15 protein-coding genes are annotated in these 16,369 nt (G+C 70.9%); 11 read left to right on the top strand and 4 right to left on the bottom strand.

What is annotated here, in order from left to right:
• Positions 1–30: 30 nt before the first annotated feature.
• Entirely contained in the window at positions 31–780 is a 750-nt protein-coding gene (gene ppgK, locus AC4BGB_RS11745; RefSeq protein WP_490547037.1) for a polyphosphate--glucose phosphotransferase, read from the bottom strand.
• A gap of 9 nt (positions 781–789) precedes the next feature.
• A complete protein-coding gene (locus tag AC4BGB_RS11740) occupies positions 790–2,475 on the bottom strand; it encodes a sulfatase family protein (protein ID WP_490547036.1) in 1,686 nt (561 codons plus the stop codon).
• A 111-nt stretch (positions 2,476–2,586) separates the two neighbouring features.
• Between AC4BGB_RS11740 and AC4BGB_RS11735 the strand changes: the two genes are divergently transcribed.
• The 8 genes from AC4BGB_RS11735 to AC4BGB_RS11700 all read left to right on the top strand — a co-directional run bounded on the left by AC4BGB_RS11735 (position 2,587) and on the right by AC4BGB_RS11700 (position 9,988).
• Positions 2,587–3,360, top strand: a complete 774-nt coding sequence (locus tag AC4BGB_RS11735; RefSeq protein ID WP_490547035.1) for a hypothetical protein — start codon at positions 2,587–2,589, stop codon at positions 3,358–3,360.
• A 137-nt stretch (positions 3,361–3,497) separates the two neighbouring features.
• Entirely contained in the window at positions 3,498–4,973 is a 1,476-nt protein-coding gene (locus AC4BGB_RS11730) for a fatty acid desaturase (RefSeq protein WP_490547034.1), read from the top strand.
• Complete coding sequence (locus tag AC4BGB_RS11725) at positions 4,970–5,161, top strand: ferredoxin (RefSeq protein ID WP_490547033.1); 192 nt, start codon at positions 4,970–4,972, stop codon at positions 5,159–5,161. The genes AC4BGB_RS11730 and AC4BGB_RS11725 overlap by 4 nt, the downstream gene beginning before the upstream one ends.
• Before the next feature lie 66 nt (positions 5,162–5,227).
• Entirely contained in the window at positions 5,228–5,809 is a 582-nt protein-coding gene (locus tag AC4BGB_RS11720) for a TetR/AcrR family transcriptional regulator (RefSeq protein ID WP_490547032.1), read from the top strand.
• 61 nt (positions 5,810–5,870) lie between these two features.
• Positions 5,871–7,091, top strand: coding sequence for a M15 family metallopeptidase (locus AC4BGB_RS11715; RefSeq protein ID WP_490547030.1), 1,221 nt, complete (start codon positions 5,871–5,873; stop codon positions 7,089–7,091).
• Positions 7,092–7,259: 168 nt separating this feature from the next.
• A complete protein-coding gene (locus AC4BGB_RS11710) occupies positions 7,260–8,237 on the top strand; it encodes an NADPH:quinone oxidoreductase family protein (protein WP_490547028.1) in 978 nt (325 codons plus the stop codon).
• Between the two features lie 45 nt (positions 8,238–8,282).
• Positions 8,283–8,954 (top strand): HAD family hydrolase, encoded by a 672-nt coding sequence (locus AC4BGB_RS11705; protein ID WP_490547026.1) that lies wholly within the window; start codon positions 8,283–8,285, stop codon positions 8,952–8,954.
• Between the two features lie 47 nt (positions 8,955–9,001).
• Entirely contained in the window at positions 9,002–9,988 is a 987-nt protein-coding gene (locus tag AC4BGB_RS11700) for an LLM class F420-dependent oxidoreductase (protein WP_490547024.1), read from the top strand.
• Positions 9,989–10,030: 42 nt separating this feature from the next.
• Here the strand turns inward: AC4BGB_RS11700 and AC4BGB_RS11695 are convergent, their stop codons facing one another.
• Entirely contained in the window at positions 10,031–11,680 is a 1,650-nt protein-coding gene (locus AC4BGB_RS11695) for an amidohydrolase (RefSeq protein ID WP_490547023.1), read from the bottom strand.
• A gap of 103 nt (positions 11,681–11,783) precedes the next feature.
• Here AC4BGB_RS11695 and AC4BGB_RS11690 point away from each other — a divergent pair, with 103 nt between their 5' ends.
• On the top strand, positions 11,784–12,434 hold the full coding sequence (locus AC4BGB_RS11690) for an HAD family hydrolase (RefSeq protein ID WP_490547022.1): 651 nt from the start codon (positions 11,784–11,786) through the stop codon (positions 12,432–12,434).
• Between the two features lie 6 nt (positions 12,435–12,440).
• Here the strand turns inward: AC4BGB_RS11690 and AC4BGB_RS11685 are convergent, their stop codons facing one another.
• Positions 12,441–13,097, bottom strand: coding sequence for an FMN-dependent NADH-azoreductase (locus AC4BGB_RS11685; RefSeq protein ID WP_490547021.1), 657 nt, complete (start codon positions 13,095–13,097; stop codon positions 12,441–12,443).
• A 153-nt stretch (positions 13,098–13,250) separates the two neighbouring features.
• Between AC4BGB_RS11685 and AC4BGB_RS11680 the strand changes: the two genes are divergently transcribed.
• Complete coding sequence (locus AC4BGB_RS11680; protein WP_490547020.1) at positions 13,251–13,754, top strand: MarR family winged helix-turn-helix transcriptional regulator; 504 nt, start codon at positions 13,251–13,253, stop codon at positions 13,752–13,754.
• 151 nt (positions 13,755–13,905) lie between these two features.
• A complete protein-coding gene (gene lon, locus AC4BGB_RS11675; protein ID WP_490547019.1) occupies positions 13,906–16,236 on the top strand; it encodes an endopeptidase La in 2,331 nt (776 codons plus the stop codon).
• The last annotated feature ends 133 nt before the right edge of the window (positions 16,237–16,369 follow it).

Here is a 16,369-nt window from a genome sequence, read left to right as displayed (position 1 = left end):
GGGACACTAGCGGAGCGGTGTGCGGCTCGCCTAGGACTCCATGTCGGCGGCGAGAGCGGCCGCGCCGACGATGCCGGCGCTGTTGCGCAGCGTGGCGGAGATGATCTCGGTGTCGACCTCGATCATCGGGATGAACTCGCGACCGTGCTTGCTCACCCCGCCACCGACCACGATCAGGTCGGGGGAGAACAGCATCTCCAGCGTGCGGTAGTACGTCGTGAGCCGCCGGGCCCAGTCCGACCAGGACAGGCCCTCCTCCTTGCGCGCGGAGTTGGCCGCCCTGGACTCGGCGTCGTGGCCCTCGATCTCGAGGTGGCCGAGCTCGGAGTTGGGCACGAGCACGCCGTCGTACAGCAGCGCGGAGCCGATGCCGGTGCCGAGCGTGGTGACGATGACCAGGCCGCGGCGGCCGCGGGCGACGCCGTAGCGGGACTCCGCGAGCCCGGCGGCGTCGGCGTCGTTGATCACGTGGACCTCGCGGCCCAGGGTCTCGCTGAGCAGGTCGTCCGCGTCGGTGCCGATCCAGCTCTTGTCGATGTTGGCCGCGGACCCCACCACTCCGCCGCGGCGTACGACGCCCGGGATCGTGACGCCGACCGGGGAGTCGTGCCCGGGGAACTTGTGCAGCAGCTTGGCCATCACCTTGGCCACGGCCTCGGGCGTCGACTTCTCGGGCGTCTCGATGCGCTCGCGCTCGGCCGAGAACTCACCGGTGGACAGGTCGACCGGCGCGGCCTTGATGCCGCTGCCACCGAAGTCGATGCCGATCGGGTCCGTCATCTGTTCAATCTAGTTGTAGTAGGCGTTCTTCGCTCGTACGGCGTCGCGGTGCAGCGTCCGCAGGGTGGGGACGTCGACCTGCAGGTTGGCGGGGAGCGGTGCGTTGCACGAGGCGCCGCGGCAGCCGAGGTAGCGCTTCCACTCGGCGATCATCATCGCCTTGACCTGCGCGTACGCCGGGTTCCGCTGCAGGCCGTACAGCTCGTTGGGATCCGTGGCGAGGTCGTAGAGCTCCTCCTCGCCGCTGGCGTAGCGGGCGTACTTGTAGCGGGCGGTGCGCACGACGAACTCGCTCAGGTCGGAGGGGAAGCCGGGGCTGCTGCGCCGCATCTCGAACAGCGCCTCGAGCAGCACCGGCCGGCTCCAGGCCCGGTCGGCCCCGGTCATCACCGGCCACAGGTTGAGGCCGTCCATCCGGGGCAGGGGCGTGGCGCCGGCGATCGCGAGGATCGTGGGGGTCAGGTCGTGAGTCATCGCCGGGCTGTAGCGGATGCCCGGCCTGATCCCGGGCCCGGCGGCCACGAGCGGCACCCGGCTGGAGACCTCGTGGTGCACCGTCTTCCCGGGCGGGGCGCGGTGCTCGCCGAGGTAGTAGCCGTTGTCGGAGGTGAACATGAAGACCGTGTTGTTGTACTCGCGTGTCTCGCGCAGTCGCTTGACCAGCTTTCCGAACTGGACGTCCCAGGCGTAGATCGCCTCGGCCCGCTGCCGCTGGACGTCGCGCAACCGGGTCTTCTCGGTCGGGGTGTTCTCCAGCAGCCGGCTGAAGTAGGTGGGCTTGTCCCTCATGTCGGGCTCCGCCGCGCGGCGCAGCGGGACCCCGGGACTGTGGGTGATGACGCGGTCGAACTTCCCCCGGACCCACTTCGGGGTGTACGGCGTGGGGAAGTTCTGCACGATCCCGTTCGCCTTGCGGTAGCTGCGCGGGTCCCGCGGCTCCTTCGGTCCACCGTGGTGCGGTGCGACCGGCGTCAGCCAGAGGAAGAAGGGCTTGGAGCTCTTGTGGTACTTGGTGACCAGCGCCCGGGCCTGCGCGCCGATCACGTTCGAGGAGTACTTCCCGCGGTGCATCACCACGCGACGGTTGATGTTCTGGGTGAAGTTCAGGTAGCGGTAGGTGCCGCCGGAGTAGCGCGAGCCGCGGGGCCACTTCGTCTCCAGGCTGGCCATCCAGTCGGTCCACCCCGCGGGCTTGTAGAGCCGGGAGGGCCCGCCGGTCACCCGTGAGCGCATCTGCCCGTAGCCGTTGAGGTATTTGCCGACCAGAGCGGTGTTGTAGCCGCGTTGCTGCATCGCCGTGGCGAGGGTGCGGCGGTCGTCGACGGCCCCGAAGCCGTACGGCGCGGTCACGGTCAGCACCTTGTGGTTGTGCGCGTACTGGCCGAGCAGGAAGGAGGATCGGGCGGGGCAGCACAGCGGGAGCGGGGAGAAGGAGTTCGCGAAGCTCACGCCACGGCTGATCACGTGCCGGTTGACGTTGGGCGCGAACTGGAGCTCGTCCCAGCGCATGTCGTCCGTCATCACCACCACGACGTTGGGCCGCCCGACCGTCGCCGCTCCGGCGTCCTCCCGGGCGACCTGGGGCAGGGCGGCGAGGGTGCCGAGGACGAGCGCGGTCGCGAGCATCCCGGCATGCGGACGCTTCAGCTGCCAACCCCGTCCGGAACGCCCTGCACGTCGGGAGCCGAGCTCCATGGGTCCTCCTGGCAGACGTGGTCGCAGACCGCCTTAGGCGCAGGTCAGTGCCCTGGACCGGCTGGTGGTCGCGCGCACGCTATCGGACCGCGGGGTCGGTAACCTGCGCTCGTGAGACGTGTCGTGGTCGGCCTGGTGACACTGTTTCTCGTCAACCTCCCGTTCGTGCACCAGACGCTCACGGAGCGGTCGATCTCGCGCTCGGGCCGGGACGTGGAGGCCGACCTCCTCGAGGCGAAGGACCTCGACGGGAGCCGGTTCGTCAGCTACCGGCTGCCGAGGGCGCTGGACCCCGACCGGGTCGCCTACTCGGCCCGGGTCGACGAGACCACCTACGCCCAGTCCCGGGAGACCGACCGGCTGCTGGTGCGGGTGGTGCCCGGCCAGCCGTCGAAGAACCGTCCGGTCGGCGAGGTGCGCAGCTCGGTGTTCGCCGTGGTGGCCCTGGGCTCCGACGCGGTCTTCGCCGTGGGGCTGGTCCTGCTCTGGAGGCGCTGGCGCCGCTGGTCCCGGCACGAGGTGGTCGGGGTCGACGCCGGGCTGGTGAGCCTGTCGGCCAACGGCAGGACGCTGACCGTGTCGGCACCCGAGGCGTGGGCGGGCCGGCTGCGGGTGGGTGAGCGGGTCTCGGGTGCGCTGCACCTCGTCGCCGAGGACGACCTCCTGCCGGGGTTGCCGCTGAGCGGGCTGGAGCGGGTGCACGGATCGACGTACGTCGCCCGCGGACGGGTGCGCGACGCCCGGGCCGGACGGGCGGTGCTGGACCTCGAGGACGGCCTCCGGCTGGCGGTGGACACCGCCGGGCACCGGATCCGTGCCGACATCCGCGACTCCACGCAGGTGCGGGGCACGTTGTGCTTCACCCCGACGATCGCGCGCGGGTGAGCCCGGAACGTCCCCGCTCGACCCGGTGATCACTTTACATTCGGCAAGGCCTTGTCAAGTCGCTTGACATCCCCTACGGTCTTGTCCAAGCGGTTGACACCGATCGCCCAAATGTAAAGCAGACTTGAGGAGGCGCCATGGCGTCCGACACGATCGCGAACTCGACGGTCCCGCAAGGTTCGAGCGCGCAGTGGACCGACAAGAAGCGCTACCTGTGGCTGATCGGCCTGGTGGTGCCCTCCCTGGCGGTGGTCGCCTTCGCCGGCCACGGGCTCACCGGTTGGGACGTGTGGCTGTGGGTCGGCCCCATCCTGATCCTGGGCATCGTGCCGGCCATCGACCTGTTCGCCGGTCTCGACCGCTCCAACCCTCCGGACGACGTGATCGACCGGCTCGAGAACGACAAGTACTACCGGTGGATCACCTACCTCTACCTGCCGATCCAGTACGCCGGGTTCGTGGCGGCCTTCGTGTGGATCGCGAAGCCGGAGTGGCTCCCCGGATTCTTGGGGGCCGAGGAGCTCTCCACCTTCGGCAAGCTCGGGATCGCGGTCTCGATCGGCTGCATCGGCGGCATCGGCATCAACACCGCCCACGAGCTCGGTCACAAGAAGGAGAGCCATGAGCGGTGGCTGTCCAAGATCGCGCTGGCCCAGAGCTTCTACGGCCACTTCTACATCGAGCACAACCGCGGCCACCACGTGCGGGTCGCGACCCCCGAGGACCCGGCCAGCAGCCGGTTCGGCGAGAACTTCTACCAGTTCTGGCCGCGCACGGTCGGGGGTTCGCTGCGCAGCGCCTGGGGTCTGGAGAAGAAGCGCTACGCCCGCAAGAACAAGCACCCGTTCCAGATCGGCAACGACGTGCTCAACGCCTGGCTGATGTCGGCGGTGCTGTTCGGCGTGATGATCGCCGTGCTCGGCATCGGGATCCTGCCCTACCTGATCGTCCAGGCGATCGTCGGCTTCTCGCTGCTCGAGGTCGTGAACTACATGGAGCACTACGGGATGCTGCGCCAGAAGGTCGGCACCCCCGAGCGTCAGCGCTACGAGCGGGTGGACCCCAGCCACAGCTGGAACTCCAACAACATCGCCACCAACGTGCTGCTCTACCACCTGCAGCGCCACAGCGACCACCACGCCAACCCGACCCGGCGCTACCAGGCGCTGCGTGACTTCGAGGAGTCGCCGGTGCTGCCGACCGGGTACGCCGGGATGATCGTGCTGGCCCTGGTGCCCCCGCTCTGGCGCCGGGTGATGGACCCCCGCGTCGTGGCTCACTTCGGCGGCGACATCTCCCGCGCCAACATCAGCCCCCGCAAGCGGGACAAGGTGTTCGCGAAGTACGGCGTGGAGGAAGCACGTCGCGCCGAGCAGGAGCGGCTCTACGCCGAGGCGGCAGCGGCTGCTGCGGCGGACGAGGTCCTGGCTGCCCGGTGCCCCGGGTGCGAGTACGTCTACGAGGTCGCACACGGCGACGAGCACGAGGGCTTCGCCGCGGGCACGGCCTGGAAGGACATCCCCGACGACTGGTGCTGCCCCGACTGCGGCGTACGTGAGAAGGTCGACTTCGTCCCGGTGGAGTCGCAGCTGCAGAGCGGACTGCTCTCGTGAGGATCGTGGTCGACCGGGACGCGTGCGAGGGCCTCGGCATGTGCGAGGCGATGGCCCACGAGTTCTTCGAGCTCGACGACGACGACGTGATGACCGTGCTCGAGGAGTCCCCGCCGGAGTCCGAGCGCGCCAAGGTGCACGCCGCCGTGGAGGCGTGCCCCGTGCTGGCCCTGAGACTGGACGGGTAGGCAGCCGCCATGGCGGTGTTGCAGGACCTGCGACCGGCACTGGCCAGGCCACCTACGCTGGTCACCATGAGCCCGCTGACCTCGCCCCCGGTCACCAATCGTGACCGGCTGCTCAGCGCGGCCGCGCGGTTCACCGCCGAGCACGGCTGGGGTGAGCTCACCATGGCCAAGCTGGCCGACCTGGTCGGCGTCAGCCGCCAGACCGTCTACAACGAGCTCGGGGGCAAGCCGCAGCTCGCCGAGGCGATGGTGCTGCGCGAGCTGGAGCTGTTCCTCGAGCTGGTCGACTCCGGGTTCCGCGAGCACCCCGACGACCTGGTCCGCGCGATCGAGGCCGCGGCCTTCCAGGTGCTCGAGCTGGCCAGCACGGACCCGCTGCTCCACGCCATCCTCAGCAGCAGCCAGGGCGCGGACAGTGAGCTGCTCCCGCTGCTGACGACCAACTCCGAGCCGCTCCTCGGCGCGGCCGGCGAGATGATCCGTTCCCACGTGACCAGCTATGACGTGGCGCTCGACGAGCAGCGGCTCGAGGTGCTCATCGAGATGGTGGTGCGCCTGGTGCTCAGCCACGTGATGCAGCCGACGGCGACACCTGCCGAGACGGCCGAGACCATCGCCTGGATCGCCGAGCGGATTCTCTCCGCCTGAGGTTGTCGGGCCGATAGGATCGCGCGTTGTCCGGCGCAGAGGGCCGGTGGGAGCAGGGGTCATGACTGGGTGGTCGAGGTGGGCACGCGCGTGCGCCTGCGGCGTACTGCTGCTCGCGACTGCGTGCGGGAGCCCGTCCGGCAGCGATCCCGACCCGGCGAAGTCCCCGGGCAGGACTGCCGAGCCCGGTGCCGGCACGGATGCTGCGGCGCCGTCGCCCCAGCCGGTGCCCGACGACGTGGCGATCGACGCTCCCGGGAAGTTGAAGGAGCGGCTGCTGTCCTCCGACGTGCTGGTCTTCAGCCAGAAGACCCTCGACAAGGACACCATCGCGCAGGTCAAGACGATCAAGGGCGTCGAGGCGGTGGAGCCGATCTCGATGGGCCAGTTCTACGTGGAGCAGAACCAGGTCACCTACGCGGCGGTGGACCCGGGCACGTTCCGGCGGTTCGCGGCGCCGCTCACCGCCCAGAACCAGGAGGTGTGGGACCGCGTGGCCGGCGGTGAGATCGCCGTGGAGCCGGAGCTCGGGAAGCTGCTGGGCCAGAAGGACGGCTACATGCGGGTCAGCAACGAGGCCGCCGCGGAGACGGTGCACATCGGTGCGTACGCGAAGGTGCTGCACAGCCTGGGGAGCTCCCGCATCGACGCCGTGCTGAACCACCGGTGGGCCGAGAAGCTGAACATGACCAAGGACAACTCGATGATCGTCGCGCTCGGTTCGGCCTCCCCGGCCAGCGTGCTCAAGGAGCTGAAGAAGTACGCCGGGCAAGACGCCCAGATCGAGATCCTGGCGCAGAACCCCGACCTCAGCGCCGTCCGGACGGCCGTCCTCACCGGAGGTTCGGTGGCCGAGGCGGTGGGCTCCTTCAGCTATCGGGCGAACCCCGACGGCACCGTCGTACCTGAGGCCGCCTGGGTGAACGCCAACATCCGCACCGAGATGATGCCGATCATCGGCAAGGTCACCGGCCACCGGGTGATGCTGCCCCAGCTGCGCGGGGCGCTCAACGAGATCGTGGCCCTCAAGCGCGCCGACAAGATCAAGACCTACGACGGCTGCTACGTCCCGCGGTTCATCGCCAAGAACCCGGCCAGGGGCCTGAGCTTCCACACCTACGGCACCGCGATCGACCTGAACGCCTCCACGAACTACCGCGGCATCCCCGGAGACATCGACCGCGGCGTGGTCGCCATCTTCAAGCGCTGGGGCTTCGCCTGGGGCGGCGACTGGAACTACACCGACCCGATGCACTTCGAGCTTGCCGAGCTGAAGCGCTGACCGGGGCTCGGTTCGGTTGGTCGGTTGGTTGGTTGGTCGGTTGGTTGGTTGGTTGGTCGGTTTCCCAGGTTATGAACCCGAACTGCCTCTTCACACACCTCACACCGTGTGTGAAGAGGCAACATGGGTTCATAACCTGGGAAACTGCCGACCCACTAGCCTGCCTGCATGCGAGCAGTCCAGGTAACCCGTACAGATGGCCCGTCCGCGATCACGATCGAGGAGATCGACGAACCCACTGCCGAGGGACCGTTCGGTCCGCAGGTGCTCGTCGAGGTGCACGCGGTCGGGATCTCGTTCCCCGACCTGCTGCTGAGCAAGGGGGAGTACCAGCTCAAGCCGGAGCTGCCGTTCACGCTCGGGGTCGACTTCGCGGGCGTCGTACGGTCCGCGCCGGAGGGTTCCGGGTTCGCCGAGGGTGACCGGGTCGCGGCCGTGCTCGGCAACGGCGGGGCCGCCGAGGTGGTCGGGCTGGGCGCGGACAGCGTGTTCCCGCTGCCGGACTCGCTGAGCTTCGCCCAGGGCGCCGCGATCCCGATGAACTACCTCACCGCGCAGTTCGCGCTCGCCGAGCGCGGGCACCTCAAGAAGGGCGAGACCGTGCTGGTGCACGGCGCCGCCGGCGGGGTCGGCACCGCGACCATCCAGGTCGCCAAGGGGTACGGCGCACGCACGATCGCCGTCGTCTCCACCGAGGAGAAGGCCGAGATCGCCAAGCAGGCCGGGGCCGACGAGGTCGTCCTGGTCGAGGGGTTCCGCGACTCCGTGAAGGAGCTGACCGACGGCGCCGGCGTCGACGTGGTGATGGACGTCGTCGGCGGCGACCTGTTCACCGACTCGCTGCGGTCCCTGGCCCCCCAGGGCCGGCTGCTCGTCGTCGGGTTCGCCGGCGGTGGCATCCCGGTCGTCAAGGCCAACCGGCTGCTGCTCAACAACGTCGACGTGCGCGGGGTCGGCTGGGGCGCCTACGCGATGGCCCGCCCCGGCTTCATGCGCGAGCAGTGGGCCGAGCTGGTGCCGATGATCGAGTCCGGCGTGATCGACCCGCCGATCGGGCGGACCTACCCCGTCGAGGAGTTCGGGGCCGCGCTGCAGGACATGGAGGACCGCAAGACGCTGGGCAAGTCGGTCGTCACCTTCAAGTGATCGAGGTCGTGTTGGGCGGTTGCTGATCGGGGTATGGGACAGCCCGTGAGCAACGAATCGGAGAAGTCCGCGATCATCTTCGACATCGACGGCACCCTCGTCGACTCGACCTACCACCACGCCATCGCCTGGCAGCGCGCCTTCGACCGCAACGAGATCATCCTGCCGCTGTGGCGGATCCACCGGACCATCGGGATGGGCGGGGACAAGCTCGTCGCCGACGTCGCCGGCCAGGACGTGGAGGACCGCCTCGGTGACACGCTGCGCGACGCCTGGAAGGACGAGTACCTCAAGATCAAGGCCGAGGTCTTCCCGCTCCCCGGCTCCGCCGACCTCGTCAAGAAGCTGGTCGCCGATGGCCACCTGGTCGCCCTGGCCTCCTCCGGCGACCCGGCGTTCGCCGAGGAGGCGCTCGACGACCTCGACATCCGCGACGACGTCACGGTGCTCAAGACCTCCGGTGACGTGGAGGCATCCAAGCCCGAGCCGGACCTGATCGAGGTCACCCTCGAGGCGCTCGGCACCCGCCGGGCGGTGATGATCGGGGACACGCCGTACGACGTGGAGTCCTCCGAGCGCGCCGGGTTGAAGTGCATCGGGCTGCGCTCGGGTGGCTACAGCGAGGCCGAGCTCGTCGAGGGCGGCGCGGTGCTGGTGGTCGACGCGCCCGAGGACCTGCTGGAGCTCGACTGGGAGCAGTACCTCACCGAGTCCTGAGGTGTTCGGATGCATCGCTCGGTGCTCGGGCGGGTACTCGTCCGGCCATGACGAACTTCGGCTACACCCTGATGACCGAGCAGGCCGGCCCACGCGAGCTGGTGGACCACGCCGTCCGCGCCGAGGGGGCGGGCTTCGACTTCGAGGTGATGAGCGACCACTACTTCCCGTGGCTCTCGGCCCAGGGGCACGCGCCGTACGCCTGGTCGGTGCTCGGCGCCGTGGCCCACGCCACCGAGCGGGTGGGGCTGATGACCTACGTGACCTGCCCGACCGTGCGCTACCACCCGGCGATCGTGGCCCAGAAGGCCGCGACGGTGCAGCTGCTGGCCCAGGGACGGTTCACCCTGGGACTGGGCAGCGGCGAGAACCTCAACGAGCACGTCGTGGGTCAGGGCTGGCCCGCGGTCCAGGACCGGCAGGCGATGTTGCGCGAGGCGCTGGAGATCATCCGCGAGCTGCACACCGGGGAGCTGATCGACTACCGCGGCGAGTACTTCCAGGTCGATTCCGCGCGCGTCTGGGACCTCCCCGACGAGGGCGTGGAGCTCGCCGTCGCGGTAGGCGGTGAGCGCGCGGTCAATGAGCTGGCGCCTCTGGCCGACCACCTGATCGCCACCGAGCCGAACGCAGACCTGATCTCGGACTGGAACGCGACCGAGGGGGCCCCGAAGATCGGGGAGCGCGCCCGGGCCGTGGGCCAGATCCCGATCTGCTGGGACCCCGACAAGGACACGGCCGTGGAGCGCGCGCACGACCAGTTCCGCTGGTTCGCCGGTGGCTGGAGCGTGAACGCGGACCTGCCCACCACGGCGGGGTTCGCCGGAGCCACGCAGTACGTCCGCCCCGAGGACGTCGCCGAGTCGATCCCGTGCGGTCCCGACCTCGACGCGATCGTGGAGAGCGTCCGGCCCTTCTGGGAGGCCGGGCACACCGATGTCGCACTGGTGCAGATCGGCGGCGAGACCCAGGAGCAGTTCCTCGCCGAGGTCGCCGGACCCCTGCTGGAGAAGCTGCGCTCCGCGTCGTCGTGACGCTGCCCTGACGACCTGACGCGGCGGGCTCCGCGCAGGCCCTCAGCCGGTCGCGCCGTGCACGCGGACGCCGTCCACCCAGGTGGAGACCACCTGCGTGGCGCCGATCCCGGCGGGGTCCCCGGTGAACGGGTCCCGGTCGAGCACCACCAGGTCGGCGACCTGACCCACGGCGATCGTGCCGGCGTCGTCGCGGTGGTTCACCCAGGCCGAGCCGCTGGTGTACGCCGCGAAGGCCGTCTGCAGGTCGAGTGCCTGCTCGGGCAGGAACGGCTCGGTGCCCGAGGGGCGCGTCTCGCCGAGGGCCCAGCGGTTCACGGCGACGTGGATCGCCTCGAGCGGGTTCGGGGTGCTCACCGGCCAGTCGCTGCCGGCGACCAGCCGGGCACCGGTGCGGTGCAGGCTGCCGAACGGGTACTGCCAGGTGGCCCGTTCCGCGCCCAGGAAGGGCAGCGTCAGGTCGGCCATCTGCTCGTCCAGGCAGGCCCACAGCGCCTGCAGGTTCGCGGCCACCCCGAGCTCGCCGAAGCGGCGTACGTCGTCGGGGTGCACCAGCTGCAGGTGCGCGATGTGGTGCCGGTTGTCGCGTCCGCTGCCCGCGACCGCGGCGAACGCGTCCAGGGCCTCGCGGACCCCGCGGTCGCCGATCCCGTGCACGTGCACCTGGAAGTCGCTGGCGTCCAGCAGGGCGACGTACCGCTTCAGTGCCTCCGGGTCGACGAAGGAGTGCCCGGTGTTGGCCGTCGCGTGGCCGCAGCGGTCCAGGTAGGGCGCGGTCAGCGCCGCCGTCCCGTTCTCCGCGACGCCGTCCTGCATCACCTTGATGCTGGTGGCGCGGAACCGGCCGTGGGTGTACTCCGCGCGGCGAGCGATCAGTGAGTCGATCTGCTCCTCGTCCCGTTCGCGGTCCCACCACAGCGCCCCGACGACGTGGGCGGTGAGGTCGCCGCGCCGGGCTGCGCCGAGGTACGTCGGTCCCGGGTCGTCCATCCCCGCGTAGGCGCCGACGATCGCGTCCTGCCAGCCGGTGACGCCCAGCGAGTGCAGGTAGGCCTGGCCCGTCATCAGCGCGCGGTAGTAGTCCTCGGCCGTGGTCTGCGGGGTGTGCCGCGCGACGGCGGCCATCGCCCCCTCGTGGAGCGTGCCAGTCGGCCGGCCGTCGGGGTCGCGCTCGAAGCGGCCGTGCGGCGGGTCGGGCGTCTCGCGGGTGATCCCGGCGAGCTCGAGCGCGCGGGTGTTCACCCAGGCGCCGTGGTGGTCCCGGTTGGGCAGGAACACGGGCCGGTCGCTCACGACGGCGTCCAGGTCCTCCGCTCGTGGCGTGCCGCCGGGGAAGGCGGCCATCGCCCAGCCACCACCGAGGATCCAGCCGGCGTCGGGGTGGGTCTCTGCGTACTCCTTGATCGTGGCGAGGTAGTCCTCCCGGGTGGTCCCTCCGGTCAGGTCGCACCGGTTCCGCTCGAGCCCGCCCTGCACCGCGTGCACGTGGGCGTCCACGAAGCCGGGGCTCAGCAGGCCGCCGTCGAGGTCGACCACCTCGGTGCCGGGCGGGAGATCCACCGGGCCGTTGGCCGGGTCCTTCTCCGGGCCGACCGCGGTGATCCGGCCGTCCTCGACCAGCACGGTACCGACCGCCCCGCGGTAGTGGTGCCCGTCGAAGACGGTGCCGTTGCGGAACGCGGTGGTGGTCATGCGCAGCATTGTGCTCCGCGCGGCTGGTCTCGCGCGCCGGTTCCCGCGCGCCCCGGCAGGCGCCGCCGTGAGCCCCCACCGGGAGGGGTGATGGGGTGGGCCCGTGCACACACCTTCACGCGCGGGCGTCATCTGGGACATGGACGGGACCCTGGTGGAGTCGGCCGCAGTGGTCCCGGACGCGATCATCGAGACGGTCCGCAGGCTCGGCGGCCAGCCGCGCGACCGGGAGAGCGTGGTCGCGCTCTACCACCTGGGGCCCCCGCACCTGATCATCGGGCGGATGCTGGAGCGCGAGGGCGTGCCGGCGGACGCCGACGAGTTCCACTCGGTCCTGGCGGAGAACGCGTCGGGAGTGATGGTCCACGACGGGATCCCGGAGGCGCTCTCGCAGCTGCGCGAGCGCGGCGTACCCCTGGCGGTGTTCACCGGGAACAGCGCCCGCGCCGCCGCGATCCTGCTGGGAGCGGTGGGGCTGCGCGACTACTTCGACGTGGTCATCGGCGGCGACGAGGTCCCGCGCCCGAAGCCGGCTCCGGACGGGGTGATCGCCGCCGCCGCGGCACTCGGGGTGGAGGTGGCCCGCTGCCTCTACGTCGGCGACTCACCGCTCGACGTGGGCGCCGCCCAGGCTGCCGGGGCCGTACCCGTCGCCGCCGGCTGGGGCCACCTCTACGACCCCACCCTCGACGCCCCCACGGCTACCACCCCGGCCGAGGTGCTCGCCTTCCTGGACGGGCACCCCGGCCGCTAGGGCTGCTCAGGCTGCGGAGCCCAGGCGCAGCGTCACCGAGCGGGCACCGCGCCGGGCGGCCTCGTGGGACTCGGCGAGCTGGGCGCGGGCCAGGTCGCGCAGCTCGGCCATCGCCGGGGTGACCTCGGCCAGGGTCAGCTCGGTCTCGATCACGTCGAGGTCCAGGCCCCACACGTCGGCGAGCACGCGGCGCATCCAGCCGGTGGCGTGGTCCCAGCCGGCGCGGGGGGTGCCCTCGCCGTACCCGCCGCCGCGCGCGGTCACCAGGAAGGCCGGCCGACCGGCGAGCGTGGTGGTGCCGGGGCCGAAGCGGGGGTCGGTGGCGACGAGGTCCCACCAGGTCTTGAAGTGCTGGGAGACCCCGAAGTTGTACATCGGGACCGCGAAGATCAGCGCGTCCGCCTGCTCGATCTCGTCGGCGAGCTGGGCGCTGGCCGCCAGCGCGGTCCGCTGCGCCTCGGTGCGCGACTCCTCCGGGGTGTAGCCGGCGAAGGCCGCCGTCTGCCACAGGGAGCCGTCCAGGGGAGTGGTGCCGACGTCGCGCCGGACGACCTCGGCGCCGCCGAGCTCCTCCACGACGGTCTGCTCGAGGGTGTCGGCGACCGCGCGGGTCACCGATCCGTCCTGCCGGATGCTGGCGTCCAGCCTGAAGATCGTGCTCATGGGGGGCTCCTCGTGGTGCTCGTACGGCGGTGGGCGGTCGTTTCCTCCGACCTGCTCTGACTTCTATAGTATTGCACACGGATCATCTAACTTCCCGATCATCTGTTTTTGTGATGCTCGCCACCACTGAACACTTACGGCTACACTCGCGGCATGGCCGAGGACACCCGGGAGCAGAAGAAGACGCAGGCAGACGCCCTGCCCGTCGACTTCGGCCGTGCCCTGGGCGCGGTGTGGCGCACCTACCTGCGGAACGCCGGCACCGTGGTCGACGACCTCCCCGGCGGCCCCCGGGGCTACCAGGTGCTCTCGATCGCGGCGACGACCGCCTGCACGAACCAGGCCCGGATCGCCGAGCAGCTCGGCCTCGACCGGACCGTGATGACCTACCTGATCGACGACCTCGAGAAGGCCGGACTGGTGACCCGTCGACCCGACCCGGCGGATCGCCGCGCCCGTCAGGTGGTGCTCACCGACCAGGGCGAGAAGACCCTGGCCGCCGCCTCCGGCCGGATCGACCACATCGAGCGCTCCCTGCTCGGCGGCCTCGGCGACGAGGACGCCGCCCTGTTCCGCGACCTGCTGATCCGGGTGGCCTCCGCCGGCCCGGTGGACGTCGACGTCGACCCCTGCGGCGACCCGCCGGCCATCTGCTGACCCCAGGACCCGCCGAGACGTCACATCTGAAATCCCAGACCCCGTCGACCCGTCGCATCTGAAAGCCCCGTTCGCCAACGGTGAACGGCGCGTCTGTGCGGAACATCACCGACGCCGCCAGGGTTGAGCCAGCATCGCTCAATTCTGAAAGGTGCGGACCTTGTCTCTCGCTACCAGCCTCCCCGTTCTCTTCGTCGCCGACCTCGTCGTGCTGCCCGGCATGGTCGTCCCCATCCAGCTCGACGAGTCCTCCCAGGCGGCGATCGACGCCGCCGGCAGCAGCGAGGACGGCCGTCTGCTCGTCGCCCCCCGTCTGGAGGGTCGCTACGCGTCGTACGGCGTGATCGCGACCGTCGAGCGCGTCGGCCGGTTCAGCGGCGGCGCCCCCGCCGCGGTGCTGAAGGCCGAGCGCCGCGGGCGCATCGGCAGCGGGGTGACCGGTCCGGGCGCCGCGCTCTGGGTCGAGGTCGAGCCCGTCGAGGAGCACGAGACCGCGCGGGCGCACACGCTGGCCGAGGAGTACAAGCGCCTCGTCGTCGCCGTGCTCACGCGCCGTGACGCCTGGCAGGTGATCGACTCGGTGAACCAGATGGACGACCCCGCGATGCTGGCCGATGCGGCCGGGTACGCGCCGTACCTCTCCACCGAGCGCAAGCAGCAGCTGCTCGAGACGCCCGACGTGGAGGAGCGGCTGACCACGCTGATCGGCTGGACCTCGGACTACCTCGCCGAGGTGGAGGTCACCGACAAGATCGGTGAGGACGTCCGCGAGGGGATGGAGAAGAGCCAGCGCGAGTTCCTGCTGCGCCAGCAGCTCGCCGCGATCCGCAAGGAGCTCGGCGAGGGCGAGCCCGAGGGCTCCGAGGACTACCGCGCCCGCGTGGAGCAGGCCGAGGTGCCCGACACGGTGCGCGAGGCGATGCTGCGCGAGGTCGACAAGCTGGAGCGCTCCAGCGACCAGAACCCCGAGGCCGCGTGGATCCGCACCTGGCTCGACACGGTGCTGGAGCTGCCGTGGGGCGTGACCACCGAGGACAGCGTGGACCTCGCCGCCGCGCAGGCGGTGCTCGACGCGGACCACCACGGCCTCGACGAGGTCAAGGAACGGATCGTGGAGTACCTCGCGGTGCGTGCCCGTCGCGCCGAGCGCGGCCTCCAGGTCGTCGGTGGACGCGGCTCGGGTGCCGTGGTGCTGCTCGCCGGGCCTCCCGGAGTGGGCAAGACCTCCCTCGGTGAGAGCGTCGCCCGCGCCCTGGGCCGCAAGTTCGTCCGCGTCGCCCTCGGCGGTGTCCGCGACGAGGCCGAGATCAGGGGCCACCGCAGGACGTACGTCGGCGCACTGCCCGGCCGGATCGTCCGGGCAATCAAGGAGGCCGGCTCGATGAACCCGGTCGTCCTGCTCGACGAGGTCGACAAGGTGGGCGCCGACTACCGCGGCGACCCCGCGGCCGCCCTGCTCGAGGTGCTCGACCCGGCGCAGAACCACACCTTCCGCGACCACTACCTCGAGCTCGACCTGGACCTGTCCGACGTGCTGTTCATCGCGACCGCCAACGTGGTGGAGCAGATCCCCTCGGCGCTGCTGGACCGGATGGAGCTGGTCACCCTCGACGGCTACACCGAGGACGACAAGGTCGCGATCGCCCGCGACTTCCTGCTGCCCCGCCAGCTCGAGCGGGCCGCGGTCACCTCCGAGGAGGTCACGGTCAGCGACGAGGCGCTGCGCGAGCTCGCGGCGAACTACACCCGTGAGGCCGGCGTACGCCAGATGGAGCGGTTCCTGGCCAAGCTGCTGCGCAAGGCGGCGACCCGGCTGGCCACGGATCCCGAGGCGAAGCTCGAGATCGACCGTGCGGATCTCAAGGAGTTCCTGGGCCGGCCGCGGTTCGAGCCGGAGTCCCACGAGCGCACCTCGGTGCCCGGTGTCGCGACCGGTTTGGCCGTGACCGGGCTGGGCGGTGACGTCCTGTTCATCGAGGCCAGCGCCAGCGCGGGGCCGGCCGACCTCAAGCTCACCGGTCAGCTCGGGGACGTGATGAAGGAGTCGGCGCAGATCGCGCTGTCGTTCGTGCGCTCGCACGCCGAGCGGCTCGGGATCGACCCGGCGTCGCTGGAGCGGACGATCCACGTGCACGTGCCGGCGGGCGCCGTACCCAAGGACGGGCCGTCGGCGGGCGTGACCATGGTGACGGCGCTGACCTCGCTGCTGACCGGCCGCCCGGTGCGCGGTGAGGTCGGGATGACCGGCGAGGTCACGCTGAACGGGCGGGTGCTGCCGATCGGCGGCGCCAAGCAGAAGCTGCTCGCGGCCCAGCGCAACGGCCTCACCGAGGTGTTCCTGCCGGCGCGCAACGAGCCCGATCTGGACGAGGTGCCCGCCGACGTGCTCGCGGACGTGACCGTGCACCTCGTCGGCGACGTGCTCGACGTCGTCGCCTCGGCGCTGGAGCAGGCTCCGGTCGCGACGGCCACCGCTGCCTGAGCGCGGGGGGTGACGCGGGGTTCGCGTTGCCGGGTGTCCTCCCGGGAGAGCACCCGGCAACGTAAACCCCGCGTTACAACCAGCTCGCCGTGGACCCCTGGACGTGCGCCGGGCGGCGTACTCCCCTAGGTTC

This window comes from Nocardioides sp. Z30_9, from assembly GCF_058215735.1.
Note: the sequence above shows the minus strand (reverse complement) of the source record. Positions and strands in the feature narration are given on the sequence as shown.

Excerpts from the sequence above, each read along its gene's own strand:
- ppgK (WP_490547037.1), bottom strand. The coding sequence starts at position 780 with ATGACGGACCCGATCGGCATCGACTTCGGTGGCAGCGGCATCAAGGCC.
- AC4BGB_RS11740 (WP_490547036.1), bottom strand. The coding sequence starts at position 2,475 with ATGGAGCTCGGCTCCCGACGTGCAGGGCGTTCCGGACGGGGTTGGCAG.
- AC4BGB_RS11730 (WP_490547034.1), top strand. The coding sequence starts at position 3,498 with ATGGCGTCCGACACGATCGCGAACTCGACGGTCCCGCAAGGTTCGAGC.
- AC4BGB_RS11720 (WP_490547032.1), top strand. The coding sequence starts at position 5,228 with ATGAGCCCGCTGACCTCGCCCCCGGTCACCAATCGTGACCGGCTGCTC.
- AC4BGB_RS11715 (WP_490547030.1), top strand. The coding sequence starts at position 5,871 with ATGACTGGGTGGTCGAGGTGGGCACGCGCGTGCGCCTGCGGCGTACTG.
- AC4BGB_RS11710 (WP_490547028.1), top strand. The coding sequence starts at position 7,260 with ATGCGAGCAGTCCAGGTAACCCGTACAGATGGCCCGTCCGCGATCACG.
- AC4BGB_RS11700 (WP_490547024.1), top strand. The coding sequence starts at position 9,002 with ATGACGAACTTCGGCTACACCCTGATGACCGAGCAGGCCGGCCCACGC.
- AC4BGB_RS11695 (WP_490547023.1), bottom strand. The coding sequence starts at position 11,680 with ATGACCACCACCGCGTTCCGCAACGGCACCGTCTTCGACGGGCACCAC.
- AC4BGB_RS11685 (WP_490547021.1), bottom strand. The coding sequence starts at position 13,097 with ATGAGCACGATCTTCAGGCTGGACGCCAGCATCCGGCAGGACGGATCG.
- AC4BGB_RS11680 (WP_490547020.1), top strand. The coding sequence starts at position 13,251 with ATGGCCGAGGACACCCGGGAGCAGAAGAAGACGCAGGCAGACGCCCTG.